The sequence below is a fragment of the Pseudomonas sp. LAMO17WK12:I1 genome, from assembly GCF_900177315.1.
Classification (GTDB): domain Bacteria; phylum Pseudomonadota; class Gammaproteobacteria; order Pseudomonadales; family Pseudomonadaceae; genus Aquipseudomonas; species Aquipseudomonas marginalis.
On the sequence record NZ_FWZV01000001.1, the window covers coordinates 179,581 to 195,244 of the forward strand.

The 15,664-nt window shown below is 59.0% G+C and carries 14 protein-coding genes and 1 tRNA gene; 7 read left to right on the top strand and 8 right to left on the bottom strand.

Annotated features, from left to right (window positions below; translation table 11 throughout):
* The first annotated feature begins 2 nt into the window (after positions 1-2).
* On the top strand, positions 3-698 hold the full coding sequence (locus tag B9N88_RS00840; protein ID WP_027606710.1) for a response regulator: 696 nt from the start codon (positions 3-5) through the stop codon (positions 696-698).
* 47 nt (positions 699-745) lie between these two features.
* On the opposite strand, the gene treS is transcribed toward B9N88_RS00840, so the two are convergent.
* A complete protein-coding gene (gene treS / locus B9N88_RS00845) occupies positions 746-2,809 on the bottom strand; it encodes a maltose alpha-D-glucosyltransferase (protein WP_027606711.1) in 2,064 nt (687 codons plus the stop codon).
* A 105-nt stretch (positions 2,810-2,914) separates the two neighbouring features.
* A complete protein-coding gene (locus tag B9N88_RS00850; RefSeq protein ID WP_027606712.1) occupies positions 2,915-3,676 on the bottom strand; it encodes an AraC family transcriptional regulator in 762 nt (253 codons plus the stop codon).
* Between the two features lie 211 nt (positions 3,677-3,887).
* Between B9N88_RS00850 and B9N88_RS00855 the strand changes: the two genes are divergently transcribed.
* From B9N88_RS00855 to B9N88_RS00865, 3 genes are read left to right on the top strand one after another with little or no spacing between them, the layout of a single operon-like run.
* Positions 3,888-4,814, top strand: coding sequence for a 4-hydroxyproline epimerase (locus B9N88_RS00855; RefSeq protein ID WP_027606713.1), 927 nt, complete (start codon positions 3,888-3,890; stop codon positions 4,812-4,814).
* A 40-nt stretch (positions 4,815-4,854) separates the two neighbouring features.
* Positions 4,855-5,793, top strand: a complete 939-nt coding sequence (locus tag B9N88_RS00860) for a dihydrodipicolinate synthase family protein (RefSeq protein WP_027606714.1) — start codon at positions 4,855-4,857, stop codon at positions 5,791-5,793.
* 3 nt (positions 5,794-5,796) lie between these two features.
* Positions 5,797-7,056, top strand: a complete 1,260-nt coding sequence (locus tag B9N88_RS00865; protein ID WP_027606715.1) for an NAD(P)/FAD-dependent oxidoreductase — start codon at positions 5,797-5,799, stop codon at positions 7,054-7,056.
* A 251-nt stretch (positions 7,057-7,307) separates the two neighbouring features.
* Here B9N88_RS00865 and B9N88_RS00870 read toward each other — a convergent pair whose 3' ends face one another.
* The 3 genes from B9N88_RS00870 to B9N88_RS00880 all read right to left on the bottom strand — a co-directional run bounded on the left by B9N88_RS00870 (position 7,308) and on the right by B9N88_RS00880 (position 10,208).
* Positions 7,308-8,228 carry an ADP-ribosylglycohydrolase family protein gene (locus B9N88_RS00870; RefSeq protein WP_027606716.1) on the bottom strand — a complete coding sequence of 307 codons (921 nt, stop codon included), beginning with the start codon at positions 8,226-8,228 and terminating at the stop codon, positions 7,308-7,310.
* A gap of 48 nt (positions 8,229-8,276) precedes the next feature.
* Positions 8,277-9,284 carry a GlxA family transcriptional regulator gene (locus B9N88_RS00875; protein ID WP_081744446.1) on the bottom strand — a complete coding sequence of 336 codons (1,008 nt, stop codon included), beginning with the start codon at positions 9,282-9,284 and terminating at the stop codon, positions 8,277-8,279.
* Positions 9,285-9,599: 315 nt separating this feature from the next.
* Positions 9,600-10,208, bottom strand: coding sequence for a LysE family translocator (locus B9N88_RS00880; RefSeq protein ID WP_027606718.1), 609 nt, complete (start codon positions 10,206-10,208; stop codon positions 9,600-9,602).
* 592 nt (positions 10,209-10,800) lie between these two features.
* Between B9N88_RS00880 and B9N88_RS00885 the strand changes: the two genes are divergently transcribed.
* Complete coding sequence (locus tag B9N88_RS00885) at positions 10,801-11,337, top strand: GNAT family N-acetyltransferase (protein WP_027606719.1); 537 nt, start codon at positions 10,801-10,803, stop codon at positions 11,335-11,337.
* Complete coding sequence (locus B9N88_RS00890) at positions 11,338-11,622, top strand: hypothetical protein (RefSeq protein WP_027606720.1); 285 nt, start codon at positions 11,338-11,340, stop codon at positions 11,620-11,622.
* Positions 11,623-12,925: 1,303 nt separating this feature from the next.
* Here the strand turns inward: B9N88_RS00890 and B9N88_RS00895 are convergent.
* Both B9N88_RS00895 and B9N88_RS32180 read right to left on the bottom strand, forming a co-directional pair.
* Positions 12,926-13,471 carry a glycosyltransferase family 25 protein gene (locus B9N88_RS00895; RefSeq protein WP_159457356.1) on the bottom strand — a complete coding sequence of 182 codons (546 nt, stop codon included), beginning with the start codon at positions 13,469-13,471 and terminating at the stop codon, positions 12,926-12,928.
* Between the two features lie 217 nt (positions 13,472-13,688).
* A complete protein-coding gene (locus tag B9N88_RS32180) occupies positions 13,689-14,117 on the bottom strand; it encodes a hypothetical protein (protein ID WP_133822102.1) in 429 nt (142 codons plus the stop codon).
* 573 nt (positions 14,118-14,690) lie between these two features.
* Between B9N88_RS32180 and B9N88_RS00900 the strand changes: the two genes are divergently transcribed.
* On the top strand, positions 14,691-15,206 hold the full coding sequence (locus B9N88_RS00900; RefSeq protein ID WP_027606721.1) for a GNAT family N-acetyltransferase: 516 nt from the start codon (positions 14,691-14,693) through the stop codon (positions 15,204-15,206).
* A 232-nt stretch (positions 15,207-15,438) separates the two neighbouring features.
* Here the strand turns inward: B9N88_RS00900 and B9N88_RS00905 are convergent.
* Positions 15,439-15,512, bottom strand: a tRNA-Cys gene (locus B9N88_RS00905).
* Positions 15,513-15,664: the final 152 nt, after the last annotated feature.

The following is a 15,664-nucleotide window of genomic DNA, read 5'->3' on the forward strand; positions in this document are numbered from 1 at the left end:
CCATGCACGATGAACCGCCGATCCTGATCGTCGAAGACGAACCCAAGCTCGCCGCCCTGATGCGCGACTACCTGGAGGCCGCCGGCTATACCACCCGGTGCCTGGACAATGGCCTGCACGTGGTGCCCGCCGTGCGTGCCCACGAGCCCAGGTTGATCCTGCTCGACCTGATGCTGCCCGGCCGTGACGGCATGCAGCTGTGCCAGGACCTGCGCGGTTTCAGCGCGGTGCCGATCATCATGATCACCGCCCGCGTCGAAGAAGTGGACCGCCTGCTCGGCCTGGAACTGGGCGCCGACGACTACATCTGCAAACCCTTCAGCCCCCGTGAAGTGGTGGCCCGGGTCAAGGCCATCCTGCGCCGCAGCCCGCAGCTGCTCGGCACCGGCGCGCCGCGCCTGCTGATCGACGAAGCCCGCTACCAGGCCTCGCTGGACGGCATCGCGCTGGACCTCACGCCCCTGGAACTGCGCCTGCTCAACACCTTCGCCCGCGCCGCCGGCCGCGTGTTTTCCCGCGACCAGTTGCTGGATCACCTCTACTCCGACCACCGGGTGGTCACCGACCGCACGGTGGACAGCCATATCCGCAACCTCCGGCGCAAGCTGGAACAGGTATGCCCGGGGGAAACCCCGATTGAGTCGTTGTATGGGGTGGGGTATCGGTTTCAGTTGGCTGAAAAGCAGCCACAGGCCTGACAACACCCCTTCCCACATTGGGTTCTTCGGTGCTTGGAAGATTGAGGTTACATCGGCGTGCTGCTGATAACCCGCAGCGCCAACCCCTCGTACGCATCCAGGGTAATGGTGAACTCGCCCTCCGCCGTCAGGTCGCCCTCCACCCGTTCGTTGATGATGTCCACCACCATCCCCGCCGCGATATCCGGCAGGTTCAGGGTTTCGGTGATCGGCGTGGCGCCGAAGTTCAGCGCGGTGATTTGCGTGCCTCTGCCGGCCGGCAATTCGTGGACCATGATCAACAGGCCGGGGTTCTGCACGTCGGGCACCAGTATCTGGCGGCTGGCGGCGATGTCGTAGGCGCGGCGCACGGCGAGGATCTTTTGCAGTTGCGAGGCGAACGAGTCCGGGTCCTGCAACTGGCTGTTGAGGCTGCCGTAGAGGCTTTTCGAGCGTGGCATCTGGCCGGCCGACAATGCTGCGTCAGGGTTCAGATCCACCAGGTCGTACGCGCCGCGATGAATCCAGCGGGTATCGCCATCCTGCATCAAGTGCGCGACTTCCTCGGCGGCCAACGGCAGCGCGCCTACCAGGTCCCAGCCGGACAAGGCGAACACCCCGGGCTGCATGGCGTTGTACATCACCAGCAGTAAATGGATCTGGCGAATCTGTTGAATGTCGGCGGCACTGATTGCCTCCAGGTCGCGAATGCCCAGCGCCGCCGTGATGATGCTGGCGGTGGTGCAGGACACGCCATTGGTCACGAACTTGAGGTTATACGGCGCATGCTCGCCGGCCAGGCGTTCGTACATCTGCTCGCGGATGTGCTCGCGCAGGATATTGCCGGGGAATGTCTGCCCCTGGTAAAGGAAGGTGTCGTGGGCATGCAGGGTCCAGAAGTGCACCAGCTCCAGGGTCAGCTCATCGTGGTTCTGCAACGCGTGGATCAGCGAGCCGGGGTCGATGCCCTGGCGGTGCATTTCACGCAGCATCAGGCGCAGGAATTCGGCATCGCCCATCAACAGCGCGTGCTGGTACGCCGGGCGGGTGATGAAGTCATAGGACAGGTCGGCGCCGCCATGGGACATCGACGCAATGTCATCCACCGTGAGGTTCAACTCCTGGAAGCTGAAACCGCCGGCCTTGCGAATCGCCCCGCCCAGCAACTGGTTGCCGGTGATCGACAGCGGATGGCTCTCGGACCAGGCCGTGCCATCGAGGGTGCGTTCCACACCGAGGAAACCATTGGCGTCCAGGCGCAGGATTTTCGCGCCCATCACGTCGATGGCGTGCAAGGCGTCGCCGATGATCATCTGCTGCGCGGCGAAGGTCGGGTCGAGCCAGTTCAGCGACGGCTGGCCTTCCTTGAAGTAATGCAGGTACACCCAGCGACGCGGCTTGCCATCCACGCCAATGACCACCGGCGTGGTGCTCCAGTCGGTTTCCTTGACGCCGGGCTCGAAGAAGATCACCCGCTGTAACTGGCCGACGATATAGTGCTTGTCGCGCAGGGCGTCCACCTGGGCCGGGCTGAGGTTCTGCGCGTCGCGGCCCTCGGCTACCTCGGGCAGCAACGGCCAGTCTTCCTCGCGGATCTCCACCATATGGTAAAGGCCGGGGTAATCCTCGTAGGCCATCTCCGCCAGGCGAAAGTCCGCGCCCTTGCCGGTGTGGGACGGAATCACGTCGTCGATGATCACCGCATTATGCGCCGCCGCCATGCGCGTCAACGCCTGCAACTGCGCCTCGGTGCCCAACTGCGGGTCGATCTCGAAGCTGATGCGGTCGAAATTGCCGTCGATGGTCGGCGTGTGCCGGGTGCCGGTCAGGCCACCGGATTTCTTCAGCGGGCCGTTATGGATGCCCTGGATGCCGATCTTCGACAGCGCATGCCACAGCGTCTCATCCCCCAGCGCCTCCAGCACCGTACCGCCCTCACGCGTCACAATCGACGCCGGGTAGGCGGTAAACCACACGGACGACAAGGCCGAGGCATCACGGGGCCGGGTCTGCGCGTACGGCTGTTGCCACAACCGGCCCTGGCCCGAATAGAGCTTGGCGCGCTGGCGTGCCGCGTGCAGCATCGATTGTTCCACCAGCCAGTTCACATGGTTGTTTTCAGCCGCGGTCATAAGCTTGGTACCTGTCGTGGTTAAACATTACTCGTGAACATATGAGGGCTCGGTGTGCCATTCGTTGCATTGCAATGTGGCGTGCCTGAACGGGGGCTCGGGCGCTCAGCAGGTTTCCCGATACTGCCTCGGCGTAAACCCCGTCGATGCCTTGAACTGCCGGGTGAACGCGCTGTGGTCGGTATAGCCGCACTGCAGCGCGACTTCGGTAATCGGCATGTCGCTGTGCAGCAACCGATGGGCGTGTTCCAAGCGTACTTTCTGGATCATCTGCCGGGGTGTCAGGTGGAACACGCGCTTGCAGTAGCGCTCCAGTTGCGCCACGGAAATCCCGGCGATGCGCGTCAGTTCGCCGAGGGTGACGCGGCGGTTGAAGTGCGTGCGGATGTGCTCGTCCACAGCGGCCAGGCGTTGGTAGGCCGGGTGGGTCTGGCTGGCCGATTGCAGGTCGACCGATATCCCGGCCAGGCCGATGATGCGGCCTTCGTGGTTGTACAGCGGCCATTTGTGGGTCAGGCACCAACCGGGTTCGCGGCTGCCGTAGAGGTGCAGTTCGAGTTGGTCTTCCAGCACAAAACCCTGCTGCAGCACGCGCCGGTCCTGCTCGGTATAGCCCGGCCCCAATGGTGCGGGAAAGACGTCGGCGCTGGTCTTGCCCAGCAACGGTTGCAACTGCTTGAGGCCGCAGCGCTGCACCAGGGTGCGGTTGGCGAGGACGTAACGGGCCTCCAGGTCCTTGATGAAGATGGCGGCATTGGGGATCACGTCCAGCATCGGCAGCAATTGCGCTACGCCGGCCAATAGTTGCTCGATGCTGTGGGGAGGACTTGCTCCTTGGCAAAGGCTCGCAAACGCGCGTTGAAGCATGAGTGTCTCTCCCCGGCTGTCACCTTGATGGCAAGCAGATTGCCCCATGCCCGGGGTGCTGTCGAGCAGGGCGAACTGTGCTGATTTCGTCATCGATGTCGGCAAAAAACATCAATCGCCGCCCAGCCTGCGCGTTCACGATAGGGCCACTGCATGCCTATCCCTACACTCACAAGAAGGCAGCCCACAGCTCTTATTGATGGAGCGCGTTATGAAGCGACTGCATGTGATCGACTCCCACACCGGCGGCGAACCCACGCGCCTGGTGATGACCGGCTTCCCCGCGCTCAAGGGCGCGAGCATCGCCGACCAGTTGGAAAACCTGCGCACGGAGCACGACCCATGGCGCCGCGCCTGCCTGCTGGAACCCCGTGGCAATGACGTACTGGTCGGCGCGCTGTACTGCGCGCCCATCACCCCGGGCGCCACCTGCGGGGTGATCTTCTTCAACAACGCCGGTTACCTGGGCATGTGCGGCCACGGCACCATCGGCCTGGTGGCGTCCCTGCACCACTTGGGGCTTATCCAGCCGGGCGTGCACACCCTCGACACCCCGGTGGGGCCGGTGGCCGCGACCTTGCACGACGACGGCGCCGTGACCCTGCGCAACGTGCCTGCCTATCGCTATCGCCAGCAGGTGACGGTGGATGTACCGGGCCATGGCGCAGTCCAGGGCGATATTGCCTGGGGCGGCAACTGGTTCTTCCTGGTCTGCGAGCATGGCATGGCGTTGGAGATGAGCAACGTCGACGCCCTCACCGACTACACCTGGGCGATGCTCAAGGCCCTCGAGGCCCAGGGCATCCACGGCGCAGACGGCGCCCTGATCGACCATATCGAACTGTTCGCCGACGACGCCCACGCCGACAGCCGCAACTTCGTCATGTGCCCCGGCAAAGCCTACGACCGCTCACCCTGCGGCACCGGCACCAGCGCCAAGCTGGCGTGCCTGGCCGCCGATGGGAAACTCAACCCCGGTGAAACCTGGGTACAAGCCAGCATCACCGGCAGCCGCTTCGAAGGCCGATATGAATGGGACGGCACACGTGTCATCCCCTTCATCACCGGCCGCGCCTACATGACCGCCGACAGCACCTTGCTGATCGACGAGCAGGACCCGTTTGCCTGGGGCATCTGAGCCCAACCCCTTTGATTGAACGCTGCAAGGAGCCAGAACAATGAGCGACAACATCTTCACCGGTTGCGTCCCCGCGTTGATGACCCCGTGCACCGCCGCGCGCAAGCCGGACTTCGACGCGCTGGCCGCCAAGGGCCGCGAGTTGATCGATATCGGCATGAGCGCCGTGGTGTATTGCGGTTCCATGGGCGACTGGCCGTTGCTCACCGAAGCCGAGCGCAAGGAAGGCGTGGCGCGCCTGGTGGCGGCCGGCGTGCCGACCATTGTCGGTACCGGCGCGGTGAACAGCCGCGAGGCGGTGGCCCACGCCGCCCACGCGGCCAAGGTCGGCGCCCAGGGCTTGATGGTGATTCCGCGCGTGCTGTCCCGAGGTGCGTCCGCCACCGCGCAAAAGGCGCACTTTTCGGCAATCCTCAAGGCCGCGCCCAACCTGCCGGCGGTGATCTACAACAGCCCTTACTACGGCTTTGCCACCCGCGCGGAGTTGTTCTTCGAGCTGCGCCGCGAACACCCGAACCTGATCGGCTTCAAGGAGTTCGGTGGCGCTGCCGACCTGCGCTATGCCGCCGAGCACATCACCTCCCAGGACGACAGCGTGACCCTGATGGTGGGCGTCGATACCCAGGTGGTGCACGGTTTCGTCAACTGCAACGCCACGGGCGCGATCACCGGCGTCGGCAATGCCTTGCCCCGCGAAGTGCTGCACCTGGTGGCCCTGAGCAAGCAAGCCGCCAAGGGTGATGCCAAGGCCCGGCGCCTGGCGCGGGAGCTGGAAGCGGCATTGGCGGTGTTGTCGTCCTTCGATGAAGGCTGCGACCTGGTGCTGTATTACAAGCATCTGATGGTGCTTAACGGCGACACGGGCTACGCCCTGCACTTCAACGAGACCGACGTGCTCAGCGATGCCCAGCGGCGTTACGCCGAAACCCAGTACGCGCTGTTTCGCCAGTGGTATGCCAACTGGTCGAGAGAGGCGTAGCGGATGCACGACCCTGACCCTGCGGATATCGCCGTAATCGGAGCCGGCATCATTGGCGTTGCCTGCGCCCTGCAGCTGGCGCGCCAGGGGCGGAAAGTGCGGGTGATCGACCAACTGGCGCCCGGCATGGGCGCCTCCTACGGCAACGCCGGGCACCTGGCGACCGAGCAAGTGTTCCCGATCGCCGACCTGTCGATCCTCAAGCGCTTGCCCGCCATGCTCACGGACCCCATGGGCCCGCTGCGCCTGGACTGGAAATACCTGCCACGCGCCCTGCCCTGGTTCATCCGCCTGCTGCTGAACCTGCGCCCGGCGAGTTACCAGCGCACGGTGACGGGTCTGCGCGCGCTCAATGAAGCGAGCCTTGGCGCCTGGCAACGGTTGCTGGCCAGTATTCAGCGCCCGGAGCTGTTGCGCGAAGATGGCTCGCTGCTGGTGTTCGAACGTTCAGACTCCCGCGCGGCCATCGATGGCTTGCAACGGCGCATGCAGGCGCAAAACGTGCCGGTGGAGTTCTGGTCGGGGGATGCCATACATGAGATTGCCCCGCAATTGGCCGCGCAGATCCAGGGCGGCCTGTTTTTCCCGCGAACAGGGCACTTCCTCGACCCTTACCGATTGGTCTGCGAATTGGTGGAGGCGGCCAAGGCCAGTGGCGTGCAGTTCCTCCAACGCCAGGTGCTGGATGCGCGGATTGAAGGCGATGGCATCACCGTGAGCACCGATCAAGGCACCTTTGCCGCCCGCCAGGTGCTGATCGCCTGTGGCGCCCACTCGGCCAGACTCACCGCCGCCCTGACCGGCAAAAAAGTCCCGCTGGACACCGAACGGGGCTATCACCTGATGCTGCCCCATGAACAGCAGCGCCTGCCGTTTGCCGTCACGTCCCTGGAGCGCAAGTTCATCATGACGCCCATGACAGGCGGCCTGCGCCTGGCCGGCACCGTGGAATTCGCCGGCCTCGACCGCCCGCCGAACATGGCGCGGGCGTGGCAGTTGCATCGGTTGAGCCAGGGGTTGTTTCGTGAGGATCTGAGTGCAGAGGACGCGACGCCGTGGATGGGCTTCAGACCGTCGCTGCCGGATTCGCTGCCGATTATTGATCGGGTGTGTGACGGGAAGGTGCTGCTTGCGTTCGGGCATCAGCATTTGGGGCTGACCCAGGCGGCGGTGACGGCGGAGATGGTGGGGCAATTGGCGTCGGGGGCGCCTGCGTTTTCGGGGTTGCCGGCGCTAGGGCCGTATCGACTGGGGCGGTTTTGAGAAGAACCGCCACCTCCAAGCACAGCAACTTGCACACGCTATTTCATGTGGTGAGCGGGCTTGCCCCGCGTGGGGGGCGAAGCGCCCCTGATCAAGACGAATGCCGAGTCTCAGGCACTCCTCTGCGCCTGGTTTTGGGGCTGCTGCGCAGCCCAGCGCGGGCGGTGCGACGATTCGACAAGCCCGCTCACCACAATTGAGCTCGACAACTCCCACATTTGATCTTCATGGTTTTGCAGACGGTGCTCGCTTCACTGCACGAGATTACCGGTCGAAGCTGCCAACAGGGCATCCGCCATGCCTTGGATTTCTTCGCGCATCCACAGCTTTTCCAACCAGTCGCCAGGAATCGCTTGGGCGCCATAATATGCACCGGCCAGTTGGCCAACGATGGCTGCGGTAGTGTCTGCGTCATCGCCCAGATTGGCCGCCATCAGCACTGCCGCCGCAAAGCTGTCGGTATGGTGGAAGCACCAGAGTGCGGCCTCAAGGGACGCCACGGCGTAGCCGGTGCCGACGATGTCATCACGGGACTTCTCCAGGTAATTGCCCTGCGCAAGTGCGGCGACGTTGGCCGCCGCGAGGTCCATATGCGCCAACTGCAATACCTGATCCTTTGAAACACCCTCAAGCGCATTGCTGATTGCCTGGGCCAGCACCAGGCAGCACTCGATTGCTTCCTGAGCAGCGTGGGTGGTGCGCGAGCTTTCGGCGGCGTAATAGCGGATACGTTGAAGGTCCGGAAAGTAAAACAACACCACCGGTGCAAGGCGCATCATCGAACCATTTCCGGCGGAATACGGATCCGTAGAGCCTGAAAAGGGGTTTGCGCTGTCTTGATACGCCGTTAGCGCCTTACTCACGGTCAGGCCAATATCGAAACAGTCGCCGGTGGAGCTCAAATAGCCCCATTTCCACCAATTCAGATAGCGACCCATCTGATCCGCCGCGTCAAACCCCTCTTTGCGCAACAGACTTTCGGCCAGGCACAGCGCCATTGAAGTATCGTCGGTCCACTGGCCGGGCTTGAGGTTGAACGGCCCTCCTCCCACCATATCGGTGAGCGGAGTAAATGTGCCACGGGGCATGAACTCCACCGTGGTCCCGACTGCATCGCCACAGGCCAAGCCCAGCAAACTGCCGCGATAACGATCCAAACGTGTAAGAGACATGGGTCCTCCTTGAAAAATCATGCCGGCGCGCATAGAGCGACAGTCACCTTACTTGACCAACCGCTTCTCCTTGGAGGGGCGATATCCGAAATACGAGCTGTAGCATTTGCTGAAATGGCTCGGCGAGACAAACCCGCACGCCACCAGCACCTCCACCTGTGACAGTTCGGTGTGCTGCAACAGCCGGCGTGCTTCGGTGACACGCAGTTCCATGTAGTAGCGCTGCGGCGTGGTGCCCAGTTGTTCCTTGAACAGGCGCTCCAGTTGGCGGCGCGAGCGGCCGGCGTAGACGGCAAGTTGGTCGAGTTCCAGCGGTTCTTCGAGGTTGGCGTCCATCAGCTTGACCACTTCGCGCAGGGGCGCGCTGACGCTGACGTTTTCGCTGGGTTTGATGCGCCGGTAACGCGATTCTTCGAAGGCCAGGATGTCCTCGATACCTTCGACCAGGGCTTTGTCGTGCAAGCTTTTGATCCAGTCCAGGGCCATGTGGAAGGCGCCGGAGGGGCTCGACGCGGTGAGGCGGTCGCGGTCGATCACGTAGGGCTCGCTGGTAACGTGGGTGGCCTTGGACACTTCCGCCAGGGCCGGGCGGTGTTCGGGGTGGATGGCGCAGCGGTAGCCCTGCAGCAGGCCGGCGCGGCCGAGGAACCATGCGCCGTTCCACAACCCCGCGAGGCTCACACCCTGCTCGGCGGCCGTGCGCAGCAGCTGGATGAAGGGATCGTCAGCCTTGAGTTCGGTGCGAAAGCCCCCGCAGATCACCAGCAGATCCAGGCCTTGCAGCGCGGGCGCATCGAGACGCGCGTCGGGGCGGATCACCAGGCCCAGGTCGCTGATGACTTCCCCGTCGTCACACCCGAAGGTCCGCGTGGCGAACAGATCAGGTCGCAGCAGGTTGGCGGTGACCACGGTGTCGAGGGTCTGGGTGAATGCCGGCAGGGAAAAATGTTCGAGCAGCAGGAAGCCGACGCGGGTGACCGATGCCGGCTGGGAGGTTTCGTTGAGGTAGCGCAGGTTCTTGCCTTTCATGCCACCGCTGAACTGGCGTCTTTCCATCGAGGGTTGGCCCACTTTTATTGTTGATGCAATGGGCGCCATCTTAGGGGGAAAAACGCTGGCTGTCTCAGGCACTGATCTTGAAAAAACCACAGGCGCAAAAAGCCCGTGGCAGAACCCTCGCCGGCGCATCTGATACGGTTTTTTCTTTGCTATCTGCGCCTGTATTGAAACGCCGCCTGGGCGGACAATGGCCCCCATCCCTACCCCCTTCCCTTCGGAGGCCTTATGACCAAGATGGCGATTTTCCTGTTCGGTTTTTTAGTGCTGACCATCGGCATCGGGCTGCTGGCAACCATCTCGCCGGTCTGACGCCTAGCCGGCAAACAACATCGGGTACAGCGACAGCACCAACAGCCCGGCCATTGACCAGTTGAACAGCCTCACCCAGCGCGGTTCGCGCAGCACATTGCGCAAGCCGCTGCCACACCCGACCCACACGCACACACTGGGCAGGTTGACCACGGCAAAGACCAGCGCAATCACCAGCACGTTGGTGACATAGCCCTCAGCCGGCGTATAGGTGGTGATGGCCCCGAGCGCCATGATCCACGCCTTGGGGTTCACCCACTGAAACGCCGCCGCGCCGAGGAAGGTCATGGGCTTGCCGTGTTCCTCATTGCTATCGGACATGCCGCCCGCCGTGGCGATCTTCCAGGCCAGGTACAGCAAGTACGCCGCGCCCACATAGCGCAACACCGTGTAGGCCCACGGGAATACCTTGAACACTTCGCCCAGGCCCAGGCCGACCGCAATCACCAGCAGCATGAAGCCGATACTGATCCCCAGCGCATGGGGCATCGAGCGGCGAAACCCGAAGTTCACCCCCGAGGCAAGCAACAGGGTGTTGTTCGGACCTGGGGTGATCGAGGACACGAAGGCGAACAGCACAAAAGCCGACAGCAGGCTGGTAGACATGGACATGGTGCGGCATCCGAGCGGTGTGGTAGGCCTGCGACAGTAGTGGGTTATGCCGCCCGGCGCCTCGTACAGCCAGGCACGGATCGAGGCATACACTTCAGGTTCAGATGGCTCCGGCGTTTTCACAAAGCTTTCACAGACGCACCCTTATGGTGAACCCAGCTCCTAATGAACATCCCTTTTAGCCCGTGCTCCCCATCGCGGGCTTTTCTTTGCCTGGGATTTATCCGGGGCAAAAAAGAGGCAGGCCATTGTTCATGGCCTGCCTCCCGTTGACTGGCTGTCAGCGCGGACCGCCACCAGGGCCGCCGCCTTGACCATGACCACCACCGCCATGGCCACCACCCCCACCACCGCCCGGCGGCATGAATATCCAGCAGCCTGACAAGGTCGACAACAGCGCGACAACAACAGCCGCCTTGGTTAGGTAATTCAACTTCATGACAACGCTCTCTGCTTTACAAGGTTGGGTGTACGTCAAGTAAGACCGCGTTAAATGAAGTCCGTCATGGGTTTCGTGTAACGTCTTGGTAGGGTTTGTGTTGGGGTGGATACACGTCAACTCATTGGGTACGCGTTAACCGGGGGGAAGAACATGCTCAACATTCGCGCAGCGACCAAGGCCGATCTCGATAGCCTGCGTGCAGTCGGCTGCGAAACCTATCAAGCGCATTTCTCGACACTCTGGTCTCCCTCAGGCATGCAGGACTTTCTCGAACAGGATTTCTCACAGGATTCGCTCAGCCGCTCACTTGAGCTGCCCGACCGTCATTCGTGGCTTATCGCCTCAGACGAACGGGGTAACCCCTTGGGTTTCTCCAAGGTCAACTGGTCAACCCCGGCGCCGATCACTGGCGAATTGGGGGCAGAGCTGCAGAAAATCTATTTCCTCAAGTCCGCCGCCGGTCTTGGCTATGGCAGGCAACTTTTGCAGGTTATCTGCGATCAGGCGGTGCAGCGCAGGGAACGCTTGCTGTGGCTGGACGTGCTCAAGAGCAATTTAAATGCCCAGCGGTTTTACGCGGGGTTTGGGTTTCGCCGGATCGGTGAAATCCCCTTCAGCACGGATTTGGTAGAAATAGGGATGGTGGTCATGGGCCTTGAACTGAATCAGCACCAGGCGGAGAAGTAGATGAACGAGTTGATACAGGGCCTCGATGGACCCAGAACCGCCCAGCAGGAATTGTTTTATGACCTGGAAGATGCAACTGCAGTCATTGGCTGGTCCGTGGTTGAACTGACAGCCCTGGCAAACAGCAGCAGGACGCCGAGTGAGGCGTTGGCGCTAGTGAAGATCTGCACGTTGCTGGCAACTCAGCGGGAGAAAATCGCCAGGTACGCGGGTGAAGTGAAGGCGCAGCGCATCAGCAGGTCAGAGACTGGCGCTGAAGATAGAGTTCAGTACGCTCAAGAATGAGGGCCTCGACTCGGAAATCGTAGCCAGCCCTCGATCTTTACGTCAGTGAACAGTGCGAGCCAGCGGGAGCCGACTCGATCAAGTCATTCGACAGCAGCGTCAGGTTGAGCGTTTGTCGTCGAGATCATGTAGTTTTTTAACACCCTTCCCCGTCTTTCGCTCGTATTGATGATGAAAAAACCAAACGACCAAAAGTAGCATCGCCAGACCAAAAATGAATAGCAACAGCTCTATTGCGGGACCTTCGTGTGAAAACATTTTCGTTCCTCATCCTGAAGTAGCGTGACTTGAAAACAGCCACAACCGAAATTATTCGTAACAATACGAACATTTTCAGGGTAGTCGCCAACACGGGCCATGACAACCTTAAAAGCCTCCTGACCCTTGATCTAGACACGTCACTCGTCGAAAAACCCTTCGAGCGCGGGAGGAACAAGGCACAACGCTGTACACAACGGCAAGGGAATGGCGCCTGCACAGGCGGATGCGGAGGGAGGTAGATCGGCCTGCTCGAGAGGTTGGCACCCGGGCCTTTTCTTTCGCCCAATAAAAAACCCCGTAGACGTTAATCTACGGGGTTTCCAAGAGTGGAGGCCGAGGTCGGAATCGAACCGGCGTAGGCGGATTTGCAATCCACAAATATATTGTTTATTTTCAATTACTTATAGCAACATAAATTCCGCATCGTCAATATTTCTTCCTCGCTGGAGCCCTCTGAAATCGGGAGGTTCTATTTCCGTTGCGGAATGGATTTTCTATGCTTCATCGCCTACAGTCGGGTATCCCTCCTCTCGTTCTATCAAGCCGTCCAATCAACTGTCCGGACAGGGATTCGAACCCGTTCTTGTTTTCGCGTATACCGGTATAGGCCAGCAATAGTGGAAAAACGAGCGAACCTTAGCAGGCTTTGGCGGCCTACTGCGGCCCGTGCCATGCCCTAAATATGCCCTAAGCAGCAGAGTCACGCGCGCCTCAAAGCGCATCGCTTGGCATGTAAGGCAGAATGCAATTACTCTCGATGATGGATCATCTAATAACGGAGCCAGGCTTTTGCTAGCCTAGACAATTATGGAAAATAGAAAAATCACCCCGGATGTCACAGATCATTTCCTATCTGCTTTATTCTAATATGTAGAGTGCCGCGAAATACGCAAAAAAATATTCGATTAAATGTCCCGTCGGACAATGGTTTTTCCGATATTTTTAAGCACTTGTGTATATTGACGTCGCCAGTTACGCTGCCAAAACTTTTCGTCGGCTGAGGAGCCGTCCGCTATTCGACACGTAGATATATCGCTCTTGGCTAAACATTCGGGTGATGGTTGCAGATAAGCGGGAGTGAGCAGTAAGCCTTGAAAGACTTTGTAAAAAGTTTGTCGATGGGAGTACCTGTGTAAGTCGATAACTTGATCAGTTCTCTACAGCCTTCATTCGACAGAATATAGGCAAACGTCCCTTTGGCTCTAACCCGTGCTATTCCTCGGTTCCAGGTCAGCCACAGCTTGCCCAGGGTTGCACCGAGGTAAAGAAGCTTGGGCGTTCGCATTGTCATGAAGCGATTGATTCGCAAAATTTGCGAGGGCGAGAAGCTAGAAAGCGTTGCATCGTCTTCCAAAATCAATACGGCTTTATAACGCCGCTCAACGGCTAACGTTGCACATTTGATGTGGGAGTTGAAGCACCCGCGTTCCGGGTTTTCCACATCAGCATCGACTAAGATGAATTCTATAACCAGACCAGACTGTGCAAATTCATTTTTTATTAAATTTCTGCGATCTTGCCGGTTTCTCAAACTTATACAAAGCACTCCATCTACCTGGAGATTGCTTAAGTTCTTGGTTGCTGCCACTGGACATGCCCTTCCTTTGTATGAAGCGTGAATACTAAGCGAGTGCCGCTGGTATCGAAAACCATCGATATTGGCAATGCTAGCCTCCTTCTGTGGCTTACTCAGCTGGAGATTACAAACAGCGTTTACAATATGGTCGACGCGGCCGCGAGACCTTACAAATAAGGATGGTGAGTTTGCGCCGTCGCCCCGGCCAGCGATAGCGACTACCCAAAACTCAGGCGGTAGTTTCTACCAGCGACCCTGAACTACTGCCACCTTGAGATATCAGTGCATTCAACAAGGCGGCCGTCAGTGTCGATATTGATGCATTAAGGGCACCTATACGCGCTTGAGCCGCAAGCGCAGCTGCCGCTTTAGCTTCTTCACTTTGTTTTCCGGATTGAGTCTTTTGAAGATTTCGGAGTTCTTCTTGAAGTTGTTTTTGTAACTCTTCAAGTTGTCTCTTCAACGTTTCGACAATATCCGGAGCTTTCGAGGAACTCACATCTTTCTCGTCGAGCACACCTCTAAGTCCATCTCCTGGGCTGACAGCGGATTCGTCCATAGATATCTTTGATGAACCCTCAGCTTTGCTATCGGTTTCTTGACGAATAGCGCCTGGAGCGATTTTTTCTGGAATCGAATTACTAATATTGATAATCATGCAAAATTCCCTAAAGACGGATCAATAATTGTCACGACAGCTATACAGCCACGAGTTGCCCTCGAATTGCGTAAGCTTCAAGACACCACTAGCCAGTTAGCAAGCCGCACCCCGCTCGCGGATAGCTAATGACTTTCTGTGAGCATCTTTAACAAATACGGTATTTAAGAGCCTGGCATTTAATACTACTGAGAAGCACTCGCGCTATTAGCGCAAAGGCAATATATCGCCGCGATTGGAAAATGTGGCGTCTCTACCAAAATTGGTCCAGATCTCTCTGTCACCGATGATTTTCTATCTCGTCATGAGGATAAATGTGCCGTCGCGGCCTTTGCCATTGGGCTTGAACATACTGAATTAACTGATTAGGAGGCTACTGAGGGGGATATCAAGAGGAATGCTGGAAATGGACCTGCGCGGAGATGGAGTGTGAACGCTTTGGATTGATGTCAACTGCGGCGATAGTCAGCTGCCGGCCAAGAGACGCAGACGTCCGATTCGCTGAAGAAATGGTCAGCGTGTTACTTTTCCTTGACACACACGGAGTACTGCACCTCTTGTAAGGAAATTACGATGCTCGTCGATACCCGCGAAATCTGCATTCAGTCGCCACGCCTTAGTATTCAGCCATTCTGCGCGCAGGACGCCGTTGAATCCTTCGCTTGTATAACTGCCTCGTTGACTCGTTACATGTCGTGGGAGCCACCTGCTTCTCTTGAGGACTACGCAAACGTCTGGCGGCACTGGCTGCCTTCAATCGCAGATGGCAGCGACTTTGTGTTCGCAATTAGACAACTCGACGATGCTCGTTTTACTGGCCTTGTCGGCCTGCACGATACCCACGGTGAAACGCCGGAGCTGGGTATCTGGATTCGTGAAGATAAACACGGGCTAGGCTTTGGAGGTGAAGCGGTCCAAGCGGTTGTTCAGTGGGCCAGCCAGCGAGTGGTAGCAAAAAGTTTCATCTACCCCGTTGCGACGGACAACCATGCGAGTCGACGTATTGCCGAGGCTCTTGGTGGGATCATCCTCGAGATGCGCACATCAGCCAAGTACGACTCGGTTGTTTACCAAATACCAACTGTTTAATCATCTTTATCAAACCCGTCGACTGACTACTTCTGGCCGTGAGTGGACGTTTAGGCTCCTTGGTCTCGAGCACAATCCCACGTTCAATCGAGGAGAGCCATACCGATAACGGCCTCTTGAGCTTCCCAAAAAAGGTAGGGTTGCGGAAGCGATCCGAAAAGTTGCGGAAGCGATTACCAAATCGCAGGCAATAAAAAACCCCGTAGACCATTGATCTACGGGGTTTTAAGAGTGGAGGCCGAGGTCGGAATCGAACCGGCGTAGGCGGATTTGCAATCCGCTGCATAACCATTTTGCTACTCGGCCTCAAACGATCAATGCCCTTGCCACTGGCATTCACCGCATAAAAACTTGAGTGGGCCATAGAGCCCTGCCTCTACTCTAACTCATTGAATACATTGAAGTTTTTAATGCTTCGTTGCGTTCGATGGGCGCCATTATGTACTTATTTGCTTTTG